The organism is Synechococcus sp. CBW1004, assembly GCF_015840715.1.
GTDB lineage: Bacteria > Cyanobacteriota > Cyanobacteriia > PCC-6307 > Cyanobiaceae > Cyanobium.
Genome location: NZ_CP060397.1, coordinates 1,225,820 through 1,242,433 on the forward strand (window position 1 = coordinate 1,225,820; position 16,614 = coordinate 1,242,433).

Annotated in this window: 17 protein-coding genes; 2 read left to right on the plus strand and 15 right to left on the minus strand. The window is 56.9% G+C overall.

Translation table 11 applies throughout. From position 1 onward, the window contains the following. Positions 1-6 precede the first annotated feature (6 nt). The 15 genes from H8F25_RS05960 to H8F25_RS06030 all read right to left on the minus strand — a co-directional run bounded on the left by H8F25_RS05960 (position 7) and on the right by H8F25_RS06030 (position 15,224). Entirely contained in the window at positions 7-957 is a 951-nt protein-coding gene (locus H8F25_RS05960) for a glycosyltransferase (RefSeq protein ID WP_197212475.1), read from the minus strand. Beyond that, complete coding sequence (locus H8F25_RS05965; RefSeq protein WP_370525831.1) at positions 957-2,003, minus strand: glycosyltransferase family 2 protein; 1,047 nt, start codon at positions 2,001-2,003, stop codon at positions 957-959. The genes H8F25_RS05960 and H8F25_RS05965 overlap by 1 nt, the downstream gene beginning before the upstream one ends. A gap of 285 nt (positions 2,004-2,288) precedes the next feature. Beyond that, entirely contained in the window at positions 2,289-3,221 is a 933-nt protein-coding gene (locus tag H8F25_RS05970; RefSeq protein ID WP_197212478.1) for a hypothetical protein, read from the minus strand. 287 nt (positions 3,222-3,508) lie between these two features. Continuing rightward, a complete protein-coding gene (locus tag H8F25_RS05975) occupies positions 3,509-3,703 on the minus strand; it encodes a glycosyltransferase family 2 protein (RefSeq protein WP_197212480.1) in 195 nt (64 codons plus the stop codon). Beyond that, complete coding sequence (locus H8F25_RS05980) at positions 3,703-4,773, minus strand: glycosyltransferase family 4 protein (RefSeq protein ID WP_231597184.1); 1,071 nt, start codon at positions 4,771-4,773, stop codon at positions 3,703-3,705. Before H8F25_RS05980 ends, H8F25_RS05975 begins: the two co-directional genes overlap by 1 nt. Positions 4,774-4,859: 86 nt before the next feature. Then, entirely contained in the window at positions 4,860-5,804 is a 945-nt protein-coding gene (locus H8F25_RS05985; protein WP_197212484.1) for a glycosyltransferase, read from the minus strand. Next, on the minus strand, positions 5,804-6,799 hold the full coding sequence (locus H8F25_RS05990) for a glycosyltransferase family A protein (RefSeq protein WP_197212486.1): 996 nt from the start codon (positions 6,797-6,799) through the stop codon (positions 5,804-5,806). The genes H8F25_RS05985 and H8F25_RS05990 overlap by 1 nt, the downstream gene beginning before the upstream one ends. Before the next feature lie 12 nt (positions 6,800-6,811). Next, a complete protein-coding gene (locus H8F25_RS05995) occupies positions 6,812-7,477 on the minus strand; it encodes an acetyltransferase (RefSeq protein WP_197212488.1) in 666 nt (221 codons plus the stop codon). Then, entirely contained in the window at positions 7,477-8,445 is a 969-nt protein-coding gene (locus H8F25_RS06000) for a hypothetical protein (RefSeq protein WP_197212490.1), read from the minus strand. The genes H8F25_RS05995 and H8F25_RS06000 overlap by 1 nt, the downstream gene beginning before the upstream one ends. Then, a complete protein-coding gene (locus H8F25_RS06005) occupies positions 8,442-9,179 on the minus strand; it encodes a glycosyltransferase family A protein (RefSeq protein WP_231597185.1) in 738 nt (245 codons plus the stop codon). The genes H8F25_RS06000 and H8F25_RS06005 overlap by 4 nt, the downstream gene beginning before the upstream one ends. A gap of 60 nt (positions 9,180-9,239) precedes the next feature. After that, positions 9,240-10,220, minus strand: a complete 981-nt coding sequence (locus H8F25_RS06010; protein ID WP_197212493.1) for a hypothetical protein — start codon at positions 10,218-10,220, stop codon at positions 9,240-9,242. Positions 10,221-11,214: 994 nt separating this feature from the next. Next, positions 11,215-12,180, minus strand: a complete 966-nt coding sequence (locus tag H8F25_RS06015) for a glycosyltransferase (protein ID WP_197212495.1) — start codon at positions 12,178-12,180, stop codon at positions 11,215-11,217. A gap of 104 nt (positions 12,181-12,284) precedes the next feature. Then, complete coding sequence (locus tag H8F25_RS06020) at positions 12,285-13,118, minus strand: hypothetical protein (RefSeq protein WP_197212497.1); 834 nt, start codon at positions 13,116-13,118, stop codon at positions 12,285-12,287. Next, complete coding sequence (locus H8F25_RS06025; protein ID WP_231597323.1) at positions 13,115-14,326, minus strand: glycosyltransferase; 1,212 nt, start codon at positions 14,324-14,326, stop codon at positions 13,115-13,117. Before H8F25_RS06025 ends, H8F25_RS06020 begins: the two co-directional genes overlap by 4 nt. 208 nt (positions 14,327-14,534) lie before the next feature. Further along, the gene (locus tag H8F25_RS06030) at positions 14,535-15,224 is read right to left on the minus strand and encodes a methyltransferase domain-containing protein (RefSeq protein WP_197212499.1); all 690 of its coding nucleotides are present in this window, start codon (positions 15,222-15,224) and stop codon (positions 14,535-14,537) included. 413 nt (positions 15,225-15,637) lie between these two features. Between H8F25_RS06030 and H8F25_RS06035 the strand changes: the two genes are divergently transcribed. After that, the gene (locus tag H8F25_RS06035) at positions 15,638-16,075 is read left to right on the plus strand and encodes a transposase (RefSeq protein ID WP_197212500.1); all 438 of its coding nucleotides are present in this window, start codon (positions 15,638-15,640) and stop codon (positions 16,073-16,075) included. 15 nt (positions 16,076-16,090) lie between these two features. Then, positions 16,091-16,522, plus strand: coding sequence for a hypothetical protein (locus tag H8F25_RS06040; RefSeq protein WP_197212501.1), 432 nt, complete (start codon positions 16,091-16,093; stop codon positions 16,520-16,522). Positions 16,523-16,614: the final 92 nt, after the last annotated feature.

The window sequence follows — 16,614 nt, forward strand, 5'->3', positions numbered from 1 at the left end:
GTCGTGTCAGAGCAAGGCAAGAGAATGAGCCGCTCTCACCCAGATCCTTGGCTTCCAGAAGCCATAGCGAAGGGCTTCGCCAAAGTAATGGTGGCATCGCCGGTCTCCTTGGCGGCGCAGGGCCTCTGCGATGAAGTAAGCACCCTCGGCTCGGCGACCATCCCATGGAAGATTCAGCCTCGACGGCGGCCTGGGCAGGATCGAAGCAGCCTGCTGGAGCAGGGAGGTTTCAGGCCTGCCGGTACAACGAGCCTGATGACAGGCCAACGACAGCCGGGCGATCAGCCGCTGCTCCCGCCAATGGCGGGACGACAAGCCGTCACTGAACAGTCGCACGCGCGTCAGTACCTCAGGCAGATGCACAAAGGTACCCTGGCTGGCGAGCCGGTACCACAGGTCCCAGTCTTGGCCGAAATAGAAGTGGAACCGATAGCCTCCAACGGCCTCATAGGCGTCCCGACGGAAGGTCACTGAGGCATGGTGAGGGATATCGATGGCGATGCCTTTCTCGGCCGGCACCGTGTCGACCCGCATCGGCTTGCCTGTGGCGGCGGGCTGGCTGTCGGTGCGCAGAGGCTCCCAGGCCGGTCCGCAGATCTCGACGTCGCTGGTGGCCAGCACAAGATCAGGATGCTGCGCGAAGATCCGCCATTGGCGCTGCAGTCGTGCTGGGGCCATGGCATCGCCCACGTCCAGACGCGCGATCAACGGGGATTGGGCCTGCCCGCATCCAAGAGCAAGCGCGTGGGTGAGGCCTGGCTTGTCGCTCTCCAGAACACGGAAGCGCCGATCCGCCTGGAGCAGGCTGGTGCAGGCCTGGTCAGGCTGAAATCCCCCATTGGCAACGATCAGGCACTCCCAACGGAGATCTCCCTGCTGTTGTCGCAGGGATTCCAGGGTGTGAAGCAGACGGTCGGGATGGGCATGCACCCCGATCACGACGGAGACATCCGGCATCAGGCCTGAAAATAGCGGATCTGACCACCCCGGAAGCGAAACTGGTCAGGCAGAAGCAACAGCCAGCGGTAGAGCCGCAGGCTCCCCTTGAGACTGAACCAAGCTGAAACCATGCGAAACCAACGGTTAGCCTCCAGGGCTGCATCGGGCTGAAAGCCGGGCTGAAGCTCCTGGATGCGGCGCAGGGTTCGCCAGCAGCGAGCGGGGGCGAAACGGGCCAGCACCCGCAGATCTCGGTAGAGCTGAGCGGCCAGCAGCCGCCGGAAATGGGCTGTGAGGCGCTGTTGATCGCTGAGCGTGACGACAATGTCGCTGTAGATCTGGTTGTGGATCAGCACGGATTCCACGAACGCCTGGGCATTGAACTGTTGGCTGCCCTGGATCGATCTAGGATGGAGGCGCCAGTAGTAGCTCACGTGATCCAGCCGGATGATGCGCTCGGTGCGCAGCGCGTTGCGGCAGAACCAGTCGAAGTCGTCGTTGATTGTAAGCTGAGAATTCCAGAGTTGGTCAGCGATGAAGCTGCGGCGGTAGAGAACACCAGCCGTATAGGGAACCTTCTCGCCTAGCAAGATCGCTTCCAGAAGTCGCTCTGGTTCAGGGGGGATGAAGGCGCGGCGGGACGCTTCCATCGGTTCCCCCTGGGCATCGGTGCGTACATCACCCCAGCGGCTCATCACCATGTCAGCCTGATGCTTCTCCGCCGCGGCAACCTCAAGGGATAAGCTGCCGGGTTCGAGGCGATCATCGTGGTCGAGAAATTTGACATATCGACCTCGCGACAGCTCCAGCCCTGTGTTGCGACCGGCGGCGCCACTACCGCTGTTGCTGGCCTGTTGGATCAGGCGCACCTGAGGATAGGCCGAGGCAACTCGCTCAGGGGTGTCATCGCTGGAGGCATCGTCCACCACGATCACCTCCAAACTCACTCCATGTTGATCCAGGCAGGAGGAGATAGTGTCAAGCAACCAATCGCCACCGTTGTAGGTGGGAATGATCACAGAGACCAATGGAGAGAGATTTCCCGACGACAGAGACATATCCATTGTAACGGAGCTACTGAAGACACCATCTGCTATCAAAAGCAAATGTAGGCCGCAGAGGTAGAGGGCTCATAGACATAGCCATGCGAAGCTATATTCGCTACAGCTTTTGGACCTTAGCAATCATGAGAGACCAAATGGAATTAATGACAGGCCTTCGACGGGTTGCACATGGACACGATAATCAAACCCAAGGGAAGCAAGATCAGACATGACGAGAATGCATGCGTTCCAGGGAAGACATCACCTAAGAGATTTTAACCAGGGTGTCGTGCTTGACCTGTCATGTTAGTCAACCCAATGGACTCGACGGCCGCGGCGCAATGTATTAACCAAGTACGAAACATTTGTTGTTCGAGTTGCAAAGAAAGAGCGAGCAGCTTTTAAAATTTCCACCTGAGCAAGGAATCGCAAAAGAGCATCTTTGCGGAGATCGACAGTCATTGCATGAAAAGCCCGATTGCTGTACCCTCTCTTAAAGTAAGGGTGGAGGTAAAAGCATTGATAGCCAGGGAGGCGCCTCTCCAGTTCATAAATTGCGCCGATATCATCACTCGCGATGAAGACAGGCGCATTCTTGCCTACGAAAGAAGAAATAGAGTCGACATACAAATCTAGTTGTGCATAATTTGATTCCAGAATTTTGTCGCCACGTCTAATAACTGCGGCACAGAAGTCGGAGGAGATATCAAAACCAACGAGGGAAGTGATAATCCTCTTTATGGATGCATCAATATCGGGACGGAATTTCCAAAGAGCATTTGCAAGTTCAGCTCTCAATATGAAATCATCATATTTGTACATTTCCAATGTTTGCGGCAAGCTCACGTCTGGTAGATGCGAGAGCTTAGACGAGAACAAGAAATATTGAGCGCTTGAAGTTGTAGTTTGGCGCAAAAGCGCAGATACAACATCCTTGATAAAGGGCAGTTTAGCCTGAAAAGGCAAGGGATCTCGATTGAATTGTCGAAGAAAGAAACCAGAGACTTCGTCGCACACTGGGAGAAAAAAATCATTGTATCCATTTTCCAAGACAATACCCCGAGGATTGGATACCCTCACAAACCGATAGCCAACTCCTTTTTTGATGCAAAGGGTTAATGACTTTATAAATCCAGAATACACGGCTGCAAACCCGTATGATGGATTCGTGCCCCAAGGATAAACAAAGTAAGGTTCTTTCTTGCAGAGATTAGCAACATTAGAGAGCTGTAGACTCATAAGATTGGCTTCTGCAACAGGGACATTGGCCGTCCTCTAGCCCACCATGATTGCTTTAAGTGGATGCGCCAGGGGCTGAAGCTGGGGAGCCTCATCTGCACCAAACAGCGCAACGAGGTTTGAGATGGCTCGGTGCGTGAGGGATCAGCGAATGAGAGCTCCCTCGATGCGGGCTGCGTGAAGGTGAACACCCCGAAGCCTGAGGCAGGGTCCCTCGTCAGGGGCCTGGAGGCGAGCAATCGGGCCAATTTCACAGGCGGCTCCCTCGAGCAGCTCAGCCCAAAAAATCACATCCTTGGGGAATCAGCGGCCACACGATCAGGGGCATCGTCGCTCGAGCCATTGTCGACCACGATCATTTCCAGGCTCATGGCTTGCTGCTTCAGGCAGGATGCGATGCTTTCCAGAAGCCAATCGCCACCGTTGTAGGTGGGGATCACCACCGTGATCAGTGGAGACTCAAAGGCGCTGGTGATCACCATCAGCCTGCTGATGGAGTGATCAACTGTTCCAGGGCCTTCACGTTGGAATCCCAGCTGAACTGATGGCTGAGCATCTGGGCACCCTCGCCGAGGCTGGCTGTTGTGGAACGATCGCGATCCACTCGCGCCATGGCCTCAGCGAGCGCATGAGGGTTTGCCGGCGGAATCAGAAGACCGCTCACACCATCGTGAACAAGGAAGCTGATTCCCCCCACGGAGCTTGCCAGCACCGGCCGACCACAGGCCATCGCTTCCAGAATCACGGTAGGAAGTGGATCATCAAGGGAGGGCACCACCACCACATGACAGATTCGGTAGTGCTCAGCGAGACTGGATCGTGGCTGGGGGCCATGCCATGTCACAACCTTGCTTAGGCCCAGCTGGCTGATCTGTGTGACGAGTTCACGCTCATAAAAAGGTGTTCCCTCACCCAACAGATCCAGCAGGATCTCAAAGCCTGCTTGCCTGGTCTGGGCCAGTGCTTTGAGCAGGATGTCCACACCCTTGACCGGATCCAGCCGGCCCACAAAAAGTAGCCGGAGCGGCTTCTGCTGCCAGTGTTCCTCCAGTGTGATGCTGGGTTCCTTCAAGCCAATCTCGGGTGGATCCAGGCCGTTGGGGATCAGTGCGATGCGCTCCGGTGGCACGCCATGGGCCTGGATGCGTTCCGCCATGACAGGAGAAAGGGCCACCGATACCGCGGCTCGGCGATGGGCATAGCCGGTGGTGCGACGATAGAGCCAGCTGACAGCAGGGTCGTAACTACCAGGCGGGCGGTGAAAGATGTCGCCGTGGCTGATCATCAGCAGACGTACCCTTGGGCCAAACCACCACGCCACCGCTGCCGCCAGCGGGTGGCTATGGCAGATCACAGTTGCTGGTGGATTCTTCAGTTCGCGATGCGTTTCTCGCAAGGCCAGCAGGATCCACAACAATTGCCGGGGGAGATGGGCGAAGCGGCGTAGAGAAGAGAGGTTGGGTATCTGGAGAAGACGAAGACGCAGCTGCATTTGGCTGCTCGCCAATTGCTGTCTGCGCTCGCGGGTCAGCCCATCGCTGATCAGGCACACCGCTTGGTGGCGGCTGAGGCCGAGAGCCTGCTGCCAGGCCACATTGGCGACGGCACCACCGGATCCGAGCCCCTCGCAGATCACAATCACGCCCATGATTGGCCGTTGGGCAGAGGCAAAAGAGCCCGTGCGAGAGATCCCATGGTGGGCCTCGGATGGCGGAGCAATCGCAGAGCGGGGGCTGCTTGAATGCCCATCATCACGATGACCAGGATCTGCCAGCGGCGCTGTTGGCGGATCGCCTCAGCAAGATAACTCCAGAGAATATGGCTGAGGGAAAGGCGAAAGTGGCGCCGATAGAGGCTGGGGAAATGCACACAGAAAGCGCTAAACAGGGCACGGCTGCGACAAGCCTTCTGCAGTGGTGTCAGAGGTGCCCAGACGCCTCCCTGGTGCAGGCGATACACGCTGAGCTCGCCGGTGATCACACCGGCATCCCCGTGGCAGGCGCCCAGAAGATACAGCGGACGATCCAGACAGTACTGACGAAAGATCCACTCCGGTAGCTGTATGACTTCGCGGCGCATCAACACGCTGGAGAAATGGAAGCTGTAGCCATCGATCAGCTGCGCAAAGCTGATGCGCTGACAACCGGCTGGCGGTCCGATCCGCTCCGCATGCGGAGCGGGTGTGGGCCGCTGATCGACCACCCGGGTCGATCCTCCGCAGAACGACAGGCTGGCGTCGTGCGCGAGCAGTGCCACCTGAAGCTCCAGCTTGCCTGGCTCGCTCCACCAGTCGTCGCCCTCGAGAAAGGCCACATAGGAAGCCTGGGCCGCCTGCAGCAGACGGGCAAAGTTGCGGTGGAAACCGAGGGCACCGCCGGGGCTGGAGAACACGCGGATGCGGTGATCGAGGGCTGCTGCCTGACTGGCGATCGCTGCGGTGTTGTCGCTGGAGTCGTCTTCGCCGATCAGCAGCTCCCAGGCCTGCAGAGTCTGCGCCTGCACCGAAGCAATGGCCTGCTGCAGGTAGGAGCCGTGATTGCGGGTGAGCATCAGCACGCTCACCAGGGGGGGGGCGGCTGCCATCACCCGGAGGCCACCTGGGGATGACGCGGATGATGAAGGGCTGCGAGAGACCCAACCGTTCGCGGACCCAGGAGGCGGCGCAGGCTCTGATAGGCGGGCAGCTGCCAGGCTGCCGATCCGGGAGGATCAGCGCTGCCGCTGTAGCGGGCCAGGGCCAACAGGCCATCCGCCAGGGCACCTTCGCCGATGGCATCCAGCTGGCGGGCTCTGAGAAAGCACCAGCGGGAGAAGAGCGCCAGCTCCGGAACCTGCCGATCCATCCCCGCCAGCAGCGCACAGGCGTGAAGACGCGGCAGGAAGATCGCTTCATCGCGCAGAAAGGCGGCCTCGGCGCCGCGGGTGACGCGGTTGGGAGAATCGTGGTCGACCTGCACCGAGACCGTGGTGCCACAGTGAATCAGCTGGGGGCGCAGGGCGCCCATGCGTGCCTCCAGATCCCAGTCTTCCGGGCGGTAACTCGGCCAGGGGCCGGCTGCATCGCTAATCCAGCGGCGAAACAGGGGCGTGTGGGTGTGCCACCAGCGCTCCAGCAACAGCAGAGGAAACAGGCTTGCAATCGCTTCATCGGTGCGCCGGCTGGCCGGATCCAGCACCTGGCCTGCAGCCGTCTCCAGACGCGAGGTGCCATAGGCAATCGCGCACTCGGGATGCGCCTTGAGAGCTGCCACCTGATCGGTGAATTTGTTGGGCAGGAGGTAGTCATCGCTGTCGAGGTACTGGATGTAGGCACCGTGGGCCTGCAGGCGGCCGGTTTCGCGGGCCGGGCCGGCACCGGCATTGGCCTGGCGGATTACACGGATCTCCTCGGGATGGGCAGTCTGCAGCTCGGCCAGCACCTCAGGTGTGGCATCCGTGGAGCCGTCGTCGACCAGCAGGATCTCGATCGGGCGATATGTCTGCGCCAGCACCGAAGCCACGGCCCGGCGCACCATCTTCGGCCGGTTGTACACCGGGATGATGGTGGAAACGAGATCGGGCTGGATCACTGCTTGCACGGCACGATTCGCTCAGAGATAGGGTTCATCAGGTTGGCGGCTCCGCACCACACGGGCAGGAGCGCCATAGGTGAGAACCCTTTCGGGCATATCCGAAAGCACCAGGGCGCCAGCGCCAACCACGGTGTCCTGGCCGATCTGGATTCGTTGGATCAGCTGAGCGCCAAGGCCGACGAAGCTGCGGGCACCGATCCGTACGCGCCCGCCCGTGACCACCCCTGGCGCGAGGCTGGCGTAGGGGCTCATCGTGGAGTCGTGGTCGAGACTTGCTCGGGTGTTCAGCAGAGCTCCTTCCTCCAGCATGCAGCCTGCGCCCACATGGGCCTGTGCCATCACCACAACGCCTGCGACCAGATGGGCATCGGGCGCCACCACGGCTGAGGGATCTACCAGGGTGGGAAAGATCGCGGTGGGCAGCTCTCTCCGGATACGTTCACTGATCGCCTGGCGCTGAAAGTTATCGCCGATGGCCACCAGCAGGTGTTGCACGCCATGGCACCCGCACAACCGGGGCAGATCAGTCTCACCGCCGAGGATGGGCAGGCCATGCACCTGGGATCCGGGCGCCTTAAAGGAATCGATCAGGCCCACGGGCTGGAAACCGCCGTGGCGCTGCAGCAGGGCCAGCAGGGCATGGGCATGGCCGCTGGCACCGATGATCAGCAAGGGAGCAGCCATCAAGCGGGGAGGGAATCTGCCGGTACCGATTCCGGCGGTGGATAGAGGGCGGCGATGCTGGCGACCGCGGGCGGATGGCGGTCGTACTGATGCAGGATGGCCGGCACCGCATCATCAACGGCGATGCGGCCGTCGTCCTCCACGGACAGGGCTTCGGGGGGGACCTCCCCCACCGTGGCGAGCTGGGAGTGCCAGGGCATCAGCACCAGATCCGCGGGTGGATCCCGGCGCAGGATCATGTTGTGATAGGCCTGATCCCAGATGGGAATCAGCACGCTGCGCCGCTCCACGGCACGGCGGCCTATTTCAGCGCAGAACTGATCGAGATAGGCGAGAACGGAGCGGAAGCTGCCGATGGTGACGCCGGAGCAGAGCACAGGGAGATCGACGAGCCGCTCGAAACCGGATTCGCCATAGGTGGAGCGGATCCAGTGGGCATTGATCGGGCTCTCGTCCATTGTGTTGTACTCCTGCCCGGTGCAACAGCCGCTGTGCATCGAGGCGAACGGATCAGCCTGAAAGACCACATCGCGGCTGTCGCTGAGCAGGACGGCATCGGGCGGCGCAGAGAGGGAGCGCAACAGGCGACGTGCAATAAAGAAACGGCGGTTGAGGATGAACATGCGCTGGCTGCTCAGGCCGAGCGGCGAGGGCTTTTCATCCGCCAGACTGAGGTGTTCCGACATACCCGGCAGAAGCGCCAGAGCCCGCGAGCGCAACCGGGCCAGACCGCGCTGCAGCTTGAAGCGGAGCCCCTGGGCGTGCTGAATATCTCTGATAGTAGTGCGAAGCGGATGCAGCGTGAGGGCCGGGAAGCGGGCGCAGCAGGGCGCGAGCACCGGCAGATCTCGTTGGTGAACAATGGCGAGGATCGAGGCCTCCGGGCAGAACCGGGCTGCCGAGGCCAGAAAGGGCCAGATGTCTGCCGGGCGGTAGCTCACGGCCGTCGTGATGATCAGAGAGTTCATCGATGGTGGCCGATCGGAGAGCAATGCAGGTAACGGGCAGGCGCCACGCTGGCCGCCTGATGCAGCAGATCAAAATCAGCGAAGTAAGAATCGCCCCAGCCCCGGCACTGCACCGCCAGCGAACGGCGGATCATGGCGTTGAGTGAATCCACCTCGCCGCGTTTGAAACCCACCTTTGGCATCAGTACCTGGCCATGCACGCCATGCTTGGCATGGTCGTAATCAATAGGACAGAACACAAGATCACAATCACCACCAGCAAACCCATCGACCATGGCGGCGAGAGCCTCAGGATAGAGCACATTATCGTCGTCGAGAAAAACTAGATATTCACCGCGTGCCTGGAAGATGCCTACATTGCGCTGGTGGTTTCCATAGTGGCGGATCGGCGGAGTACTGAAGAAACGACGGCGGGACTCCTGATTGGAGGCGGCTAGCTGACGCAAAGATGGGTACATGCCGTCGCTGACAATCACGTGCTCCCAGTGGGAATAGGACTGAGTATCCACTGAGGCGATGGCCTCCTGCAAGGTTTGCAGACGTCCGCAGGTGGGAGTGATGACAGTAATCAGGCCGGGCACAGGGGTGCGACGTTGGAGATAGCAGACGCGAAAGAGCAGAGGTCGATTATAGAACTCAAAGCGCAGATGGCGCCAAGTTTCGGCGTGCCCGGCAAGCAACCTACCCAGAATACGCCTTAAACGCTGAAACTTGATAATCGCATGACTCAGCATAGATAAACAGCAGGCTCTTGCAGGAAGAAAGTCGGAAAGGATAAAATTAAGAAGCTACGATCAGTTAGAACTACAAAGCCCTATGAATTCCATTGGATTTCCAATTGAATCATTGCTAAGCTCGTTAGTAGCAAAAAGCTTTTGACCAGGATTGCCTTCCAAGGCAAAGTGGGACAGTACTTGGTTGTGATACTGAGGGGGATAAATCACACAGGTTGATGATGTATCAATAGAACTTAGCTTCGCAACCGAAACGGATGGTCCTCTGCCGTCAGGAAAATGGATGAACCTGTAAAATCCAGCATGCGCATATATGAAAGGATTCTCTATATCAAGAAGATAAATAGAGCGCGGCATTAATCGTTTTGAAGCGTCAAATGATTGACTTAATCCATGGCTTCCCATATAAGATCGACTGCGCTCTGCATATCTCACAAAGTAATCATATTGAAAGCAAATGATTTGATAAGAAAGCAAGAGGATCAACGAAAAAACAACGAGTACTCGGAGCCGCCCTTGAGAAATGCGGCAAACAATGGCAAGGCCATAGCAAGAAAGTAGGAAAATATAATAACCAAGCAAGATAGATCGCAATGAATGAGGCGTACCTTCGGCGGTTAAAGCAGCTGCTATGGGCGAGAAAATTAAACCAACAATAAGAAGTTTTAGAAATTTATCATTACGCGGAAAGCCTTTTGCTATTAAGGTTAATAGCAAGAAAATAAAAAGTAGAAATGTAATCCAAAGAACAATTCCGCCATATCCAGTTGAATGGCGAAGATTCGGATCACCACGAAAGACAAGAAAATCAGGGGACCAATAACTAAGATAGTTTCGAAGAAAATAATAAGCTTTCTTTAAGGGAGATATATTGGAGTAGAGATAAGAGACAGACCTGAATCTAATAAGTAGAGCTTGACCATTGATCAATGCAAATATTGAATACGGAATCAGGGCAATCAAGAAGCCAGCAGTTAATGCTAGCAAGCGGCGCAAAGTTGACTGATTATAATAGAGAGCCCAAATTGAAAGGATCGACAAGAATGACAACAGTCGTCCAGTCGGGTACGAATAAACTGATAAAGCGAGTGATATGCCAGCGATTATAGATGAAATGTAGTAAAAAGATGAACTATACGAATGAGCTGAAGACCGATGTATTTCAAAGGCCTTGTAAACGAAAAGAAGGCATACAGAAAAAAGGGCTAACTGGGAAATTACCTCAAAAGCAAGTCGAGAAACGACAAATATAGAAGGTAGAAAAGAAAAGGATAGAATTGAGTAGATAAGTATGATTTTAGAGCCGTTAAAGATCCTCCAAACTAGTCGGCATGTAGCCAATAAAGCCAGAGAGAAAAAGAGAGAGCTTGTGAGCCGAAGGGTGAACTCTGAGGGGGGGAGAAGCTTAAAGAGGAGGGCGGCACTATAAATGTAGATAGGGGCCTTAAAGTCATTAAAGCTTTGGAAATAAAGAGGAAATAAGTGGCCGTATTCATCTCTGCCAGATGTGGCGACTAAGCCGGCATTATAGCCAATAGCAGACTCGTCAATGTAGAGACCCAGCGGAACAGAGTCGAGCCGATAATAATGAGCGAAAATGACCAGAAGCAAAAGCAGAACGACGCAAGGCCACGCAGCGCGTGAACGAAAATAAGTTATTGATGCTGAGAATCTTTGCGGAAGCACTATTTAGCAGGATTGCTATGAGATGTTTGGCTAAACATAAAGACTGAGCAGATGATGCAGCCCGAATTTAGGGATTGTGGCTCCAGAGATGCTTTTGAAACAACGACGGCAGACGGATCCAACAGCACAGCGATGCGAGAGGAAGGCAGCAGTTGCGAAAATAGCCGAATCAACCGCTGCCTTTGGGCGTCATCGGCCGATTGCAATGGCCAGATGTGCTTTTTTTTGCCCTTCTCGGATCGTTGGCATATCGACCTCGCGGCTAAGCACGGGCAGACCATGCACGTGGAGAGCAACCGGATGGGCCGAATCGATCAGCCCGATCGGTTCAAGAGGAGCAGCAAAGAGCTCATCGGGGAACAGGAGCACTGGACACCAAGGCCCGTAGGCGCATACCGAGCGCAAGCCGCCTGCGCAACAGCATTGTTATGTATGCAAGTGGTTGAAACCCAAGGCTTGCCAGCAGCAGGCAGAAGCCCAGCGGCGCCCGGCGCAGCAGTCGGGGCGCCTGGCCGATCAGGATTGTCCAGCTCTGGTACCAGTGCCGCCGGCGACCTCGCTGCGGCAGGGCCTGGTCCATGCCGAGGATCCAGAGCTCGCGACTGCTCAGCTCGGGGGTGAAGCGATGGAAGAAATAGGCATCGAGGGCATCGATGCACTGGCGGCTGCGGCGCAGGCGGTTGAGCCGGTCGGCATTGTGCCAGAGGCCGCCTTCGTGGCGCCGGTAGAAAGAAACTGTGAGGTCAAGAACCACGCAGGATCCTCGCGCCACTAGGTAGCCCATCAACATGGTGATCCAGCCGATGATGTCGGGAAAACGCGGGTAGGTGAGCAGGTGTTCAGCGCGAATCACCAAGGTGGAGGTGTGTACCGGGTAACGGCGCAGGATGTCGCGAAGAGTATAACTGGGCTTTACCGGTAGGCATGGGGTGCGGTTGGCCGTAGCCGCCGCGACGCAGGCAGCTTCAGGGTGGCGATGCAGGAGGTCAAGCTGAAGAGTGAGTTTCTCGGGATGGATCCAGTAGTCATCGCCCTCGAGAAGAGCCAGATGGGGAGCGCGGGCATGGGCCACCAGGCGCAGAAAATTGGCCGTGATGCCAACGTTGCGCTCCGCATGCAACACGCGGATGTGCTCGGGATGCTGCTGCTGCAGGCGATGGGCCACCTGAAGAGTCTGGTCGCTTGAGGCGTCATCGCCGATCAGCAGTTCGAATGGCTCCGTGAACTGCTGGGTGAGCACACTCATCACTGCCTGCTCGAGATAGGCCTGGTGATTGCGAGTCATCATCAGCACGCTGATGACGGGTTGCTGCATCAGGCGGCCTGGCTCCGAAATTTCTATGGCGGGAATCGCAAGCATCTGCTCACGGGTGATCCAGCCGGCCTCAGGCCACGACCAGGCCCTATCACGTTGGCTGATCATGAGACCACCTTGCCATCGGGTGGAACGACAATGGAAATTGGCACGCTGCCAATGCGGGCCGCCAGCAGGCTGAAAGAGGACTGAAGGGAGCCAAGGATGGCATCGCAGCCAGCCAGGGTGAGAAATTCCACAAACGCATCGATGCCGGCCTGGGGGTGTGATCGATCCAGACAAGCGGGGGGCGACGCAAAAAGCCGTTCACCGAATTCAGCGCGCAGAGGGCCAACCTCCAGAGGGTCGTCGGTGCAGAGCAGAAAGTGGGTGGTGGGGCTTGCGATCAGTCTCTCATGCATTGCTGTAAGGAAGGCGGAGGTGGTGCTGTTGGCAATGGCATGTCGGTGGTCACCCCTACGGATATGCACGCCCACCAGAGGAGCGTTTGTGTGGCGAGCCTGTGCCAGACGGGCTGTGCTTAGACGCTGGATTGAGGGGAGGGGGTGAAAGGGAGCTGGCTGATCGCCACAGTCTTCGAATTCCGCGCAGGTCTGGATCCATTGGAATGGCATCCAGAGGGGAGCAAAGCGAAGCGGACGGCCCCAGGCCTCTCCGGGGTCAACGGGGCGATTGAGACCGAGGCGGAAACTGGAGAACAGCCAACGCGACAGCCGCAGGGCCAGGCGCTGGAGAGGGCGCGATGGGTTCACGGTGATCAGCCGTACGGGGCTGACAAGGTTGAACAGCTGCCCGTTGAGGGTGGCCAGCTCAGCGGTGAGCGGCCAGAGCACCACCACTGCCCGGCGGTAGCGGAGAGCGAAGGCATGGGCTGACCAGAGGGCACGCAGCCGATTGGCCAGGCCGCCCTTGAGTTCAACGACGAACAGCAGGGTCAACGATGCTCCTCGTGGGCGAGTACGGAGCGATACAGCTCGGCGTGGCGGCCTGCAATGTGCCTGGGATGCCACTCGCGAACAGCACGCTTCCTGGCCTCATGAGCGAGCGAGGAGCTACGAGTGGAATCCGCCAAAACCCAGTGAATGCTGCTAGCCAGGGATGCGGGATCGAAAGGCTCAGCGAGGGCACCGCTTATCCCATCTGCCACTATATCGGGAAGACCACCGATGCGGAAGCCAACCACGGGGAGTCCGCAGGCCTGGGCCTCCAGGCCGGTGTTGGGCAAATTGTCCTGCCGGGATGGAATCACCAGCACATCGCAGGCGGCGTAGTGGAGACGAAGAATTTGGTTGTCGGTGATGACGCCTCGGTAGTGAACGGGAAAGGGGTGTGGCCAGGCTGATTCCGTGGTATCAGCACCAACAATCACGAGCTCTGGAGACACATCATCTGGACTCTGCTGAGCCGAGAGTTCGACGAGTGCAGCTTGCAGCAGATCAGCACCTTTGCGAGGGTCGCTGGTGCCGGCAAGGGCGGTGAACAGGATCAGAGGGCGGTCTGCCGGTAGGCCCAAGCGTTTCCGAGCCTGTGATCGGTCAAGTGGCGCCCAAAGATCACAGTCGATCGGATAGGGGATGACCTCGATCGGCCAGTTTTGCATCAGGGCGCTGGAGCGAGCTTCTGAAGCGAGCCAACGACTCGGACACACAATATGGATCGGCCGTCGCCAGGCGCGACGCTTGCGCTCCCATGTGTAGCGGTTCAGATCGGGGCCACGTTCGTGTGCCGGTCGGTTGCTGGGAAGGTAACCCTGCTTAAAGCGGTGATCGTTTGCAGGAGGAAGGCGCACATAGTGCTCAGCACCGAGGAAGGCCCACTGATCATGAAGCGTCCAGACCAAGGGTTGTGGTAGTCGCCCCACCTCTTCGACCGAGAGCCCGGCTCTGCCGATCCAGTGAAGGTGGATCAGCTGTGCATCACAACGTGCCAGCTCGTTACCCACTCCTGAATCGGGCCAACAGGTGCTGTGCAGCACGGTGTTGCCGTCATTAAATCCACGTGGGTAGCGGGAAGCCAGGCGAGGCCGAATTCGTCGCCAAAAGGGATTCAGGGTGTGCGGCGGCCCAGATTGAACGGTGGAATCGGAGGAACACCCATAGATAACACGTAGGCGGGATTTAATTCTGGAGTTTGCAGCATGATCCACCAGTGCTCGGTGAATACGGTACGCTGCACGGCCAGCACCACCGCCTTCAAAAGTTGTGAAGTGCGTAACAGGAAGGCAGCTGACTGATTTCTCTGTTTCAGTAGGAGAAATGATGATTTCCTCGCTACAGCGTGTAGCAATACTTTTGAATACTTTTGACTTCAATGGCTATGAAATACTCAAGGAATCTTGCTTATGTTGGAATCATTTATTTTGCAAGTTTTTTATAGGCTACCGCGTAGATTGATACAAATCTTCGCTCATGTAAATCTAAGTTATCCTCAAAGTCTCTGGCTGCTGTTTGTTCAAAGCCTGCCCGATTTAGCATACCTATTAAACTGGCTTGATCGAACATGAATTTGTGTTCTCCTCCCATGTAAGCGATATAATTTAACTGATCAATTGGAGATCCACTTTCAACCCATCCTCGACGCCAGCAATGATCTGAGGATGGTGTTACAAAGTATCGACCTTGTATATATGCCTCAATAAAAAGTCTTGCATTCGGCACGCATACCGAAATACTCCCACCTGGTTTCAGACATCGTAGACAATCTCTTAGGAGCGTTTCAAGGGAACCGGGAGTAATATGTTCCAAGACGTGAGAAGAATATATGGATGTTACTGTATTGTCAGGAAACGGAATGCCATCGCTTAGATCCCAGTAGAGGTCACAGCAGCGATTTTTGTCTAGAGTAAGCCAATCTGCAGTTCGCTTTGTTTGTCCTGCACCAATATCTAATTTAATTTGCAGATCTTTTTGTAGCAGTTTATCAATTTCTTTGAGTGTTCGCTTCTTTGTGATTGCGTGCGCTTGACGAAGCTGAATATTCCGAAACTTTCTTGTAAAATGGTTATAGACTAAGCCAAAAGGGTTTTGATTAAAACTTGAGTGCATGACTAGGTCGTTAGTTGATTTAATGGATAGCCGTGGCTGCCAAGAGTCCGTTCGTATCATGGAATCGGTTCATTGATGTGATATTAAATGTTTTATGATGATGCTTGTTTGTCTTTTTGATTTACCGAAAGTTAAGCCGCTGTTCTGAAAACTGCAAATTGTGGGCAAAGTAAGGTAACAACTTTCGCTGCCTTGATTACTATTTCTCTTGGCAAGGGCTACCAGAACAGTCCTCTTCATGATTCTAGGAGCCTGTCGTTCATAACCCCGCTGCCGCCCTTTCCACAGAATACCTCAAATAAGCCCCTATCGCAGTGATGGCAAAGGACTTGGGCGATATCACGGGGCATGAGAATAGCCAAGGCCTCCCGCCCCTGAATCCGCAGCAAACGTTGCAGCTGCCTCCTTCGCCTGTGGAGTGGCTGCCGGCGAACCATCTGGTGTTCTTCTTTCTGGATCTGGACGCGGAGCTGGATTACTCGTGGATCTATGCGGTCTACGAGAACAGAGTTCCTCGCGGGGTCAAGGCCTATGAGCCGCGGATGATGTTGGTGCTGCTCTTGTACGTCTCCTGCGTCAGCATCCTCTGCTCTCGGCGGATCGAGAGGGCCTGCTGTGAGGAAGTGGCCTTTCGGGTGCTCATTGGCAACCAGCAGCCCGACCACAGCCGTATCAGTGATTTCCGCCTCGTGCATCTCGATGCCTTGGCGGTCCTGTTTCTGCAGGTGCTGCGGCTGTGCCAGAAGGCAGGGCTGGTGAGCCTGGGCAACGTTGCTCTTGATGGCACCAAGGTCAACGCCAATGCCTCTAGGTACAAGGCGATGAGCCATGAGCGGATGCTCAAAACCTAGGCCCAGCGGGAGGAGGTGATCGAAGCGCTGCTGCGCAAGGCCGAGTTGATCGACGCGCAGGAGGACGCACGCTACGGCAAAGGCAAGCGTAGCGATGAGCTGACCAAGGAGTTACAGCGCCATCATGATCGGATGGACGCCCTGCGAAAAGCCAAAGCAGAGCTTGAGGCGGAGGCTGCTGCTGACCATGCGCACCGCCGTGAGCAGCAGGCTCGCGCTGCAGAAGAGCAGTCCGCTGGGCCTGCCGCCCAGGCTGCTTATGCCGAGGCAGCAGTGGCAGGCAACGACAACAGCGCTGCTAGAGGGAGGTTGCAGCGCAGGAACTTGCCCAAGAAGCGTAGCGAGCAGAGCGCCGGGCGCGCAGTGCTCAGGGACGGGCGGAGCTGGCCCGCAAGCTGGCGATCGAGAAGGCCCAGGTGGCAGATCTTTCAACCTCGGATCCGCTGAGGAGCGCCGATCCTCTGGCGATGCCCGGCCAATCTGCCCACCATTGCCGTCGGCCATCCCAAGGCAAACGCCCAACGCAATTTCACGGATCC

What these genes read in the sequence shown, in the direction of transcription:
- H8F25_RS05960 (WP_197212475.1), bottom strand. Translation starts at nt 957, where the DNA reads ATGCCGGATGTCTCCGTCGTGATCGGGGTGCATGCCCATCCCGACCGT.
- H8F25_RS05965 (WP_370525831.1), bottom strand. Translation starts at nt 2,003, where the DNA reads ATGGATATGTCTCTGTCGTCGGGAAATCTCTCTCCATTGGTCTCTGTG.
- H8F25_RS05970 (WP_197212478.1), bottom strand. Translation starts at nt 3,221, where the DNA reads ATGAGTCTACAGCTCTCTAATGTTGCTAATCTCTGCAAGAAAGAACCT.
- H8F25_RS05975 (WP_197212480.1), bottom strand. Translation starts at nt 3,703, where the DNA reads ATGGTGATCACCAGCGCCTTTGAGTCTCCACTGATCACGGTGGTGATC.
- H8F25_RS05985 (WP_197212484.1), bottom strand. Translation starts at nt 5,804, where the DNA reads ATGGCAGCCGCCCCCCCCCTGGTGAGCGTGCTGATGCTCACCCGCAAT.
- H8F25_RS05995 (WP_197212488.1), bottom strand. Translation starts at nt 7,477, where the DNA reads ATGGCTGCTCCCTTGCTGATCATCGGTGCCAGCGGCCATGCCCATGCC.
- H8F25_RS06000 (WP_197212490.1), bottom strand. Translation starts at nt 8,445, where the DNA reads ATGAACTCTCTGATCATCACGACGGCCGTGAGCTACCGCCCGGCAGAC.
- H8F25_RS06005 (WP_231597185.1), bottom strand. Translation starts at nt 9,179, where the DNA reads ATGCTGAGTCATGCGATTATCAAGTTTCAGCGTTTAAGGCGTATTCTG.
- H8F25_RS06015 (WP_197212495.1), bottom strand. Translation starts at nt 12,180, where the DNA reads ATGCAGCAACCCGTCATCAGCGTGCTGATGATGACTCGCAATCACCAG.
- H8F25_RS06030 (WP_197212499.1), bottom strand. Translation starts at nt 15,224, where the DNA reads ATGCACTCAAGTTTTAATCAAAACCCTTTTGGCTTAGTCTATAACCAT.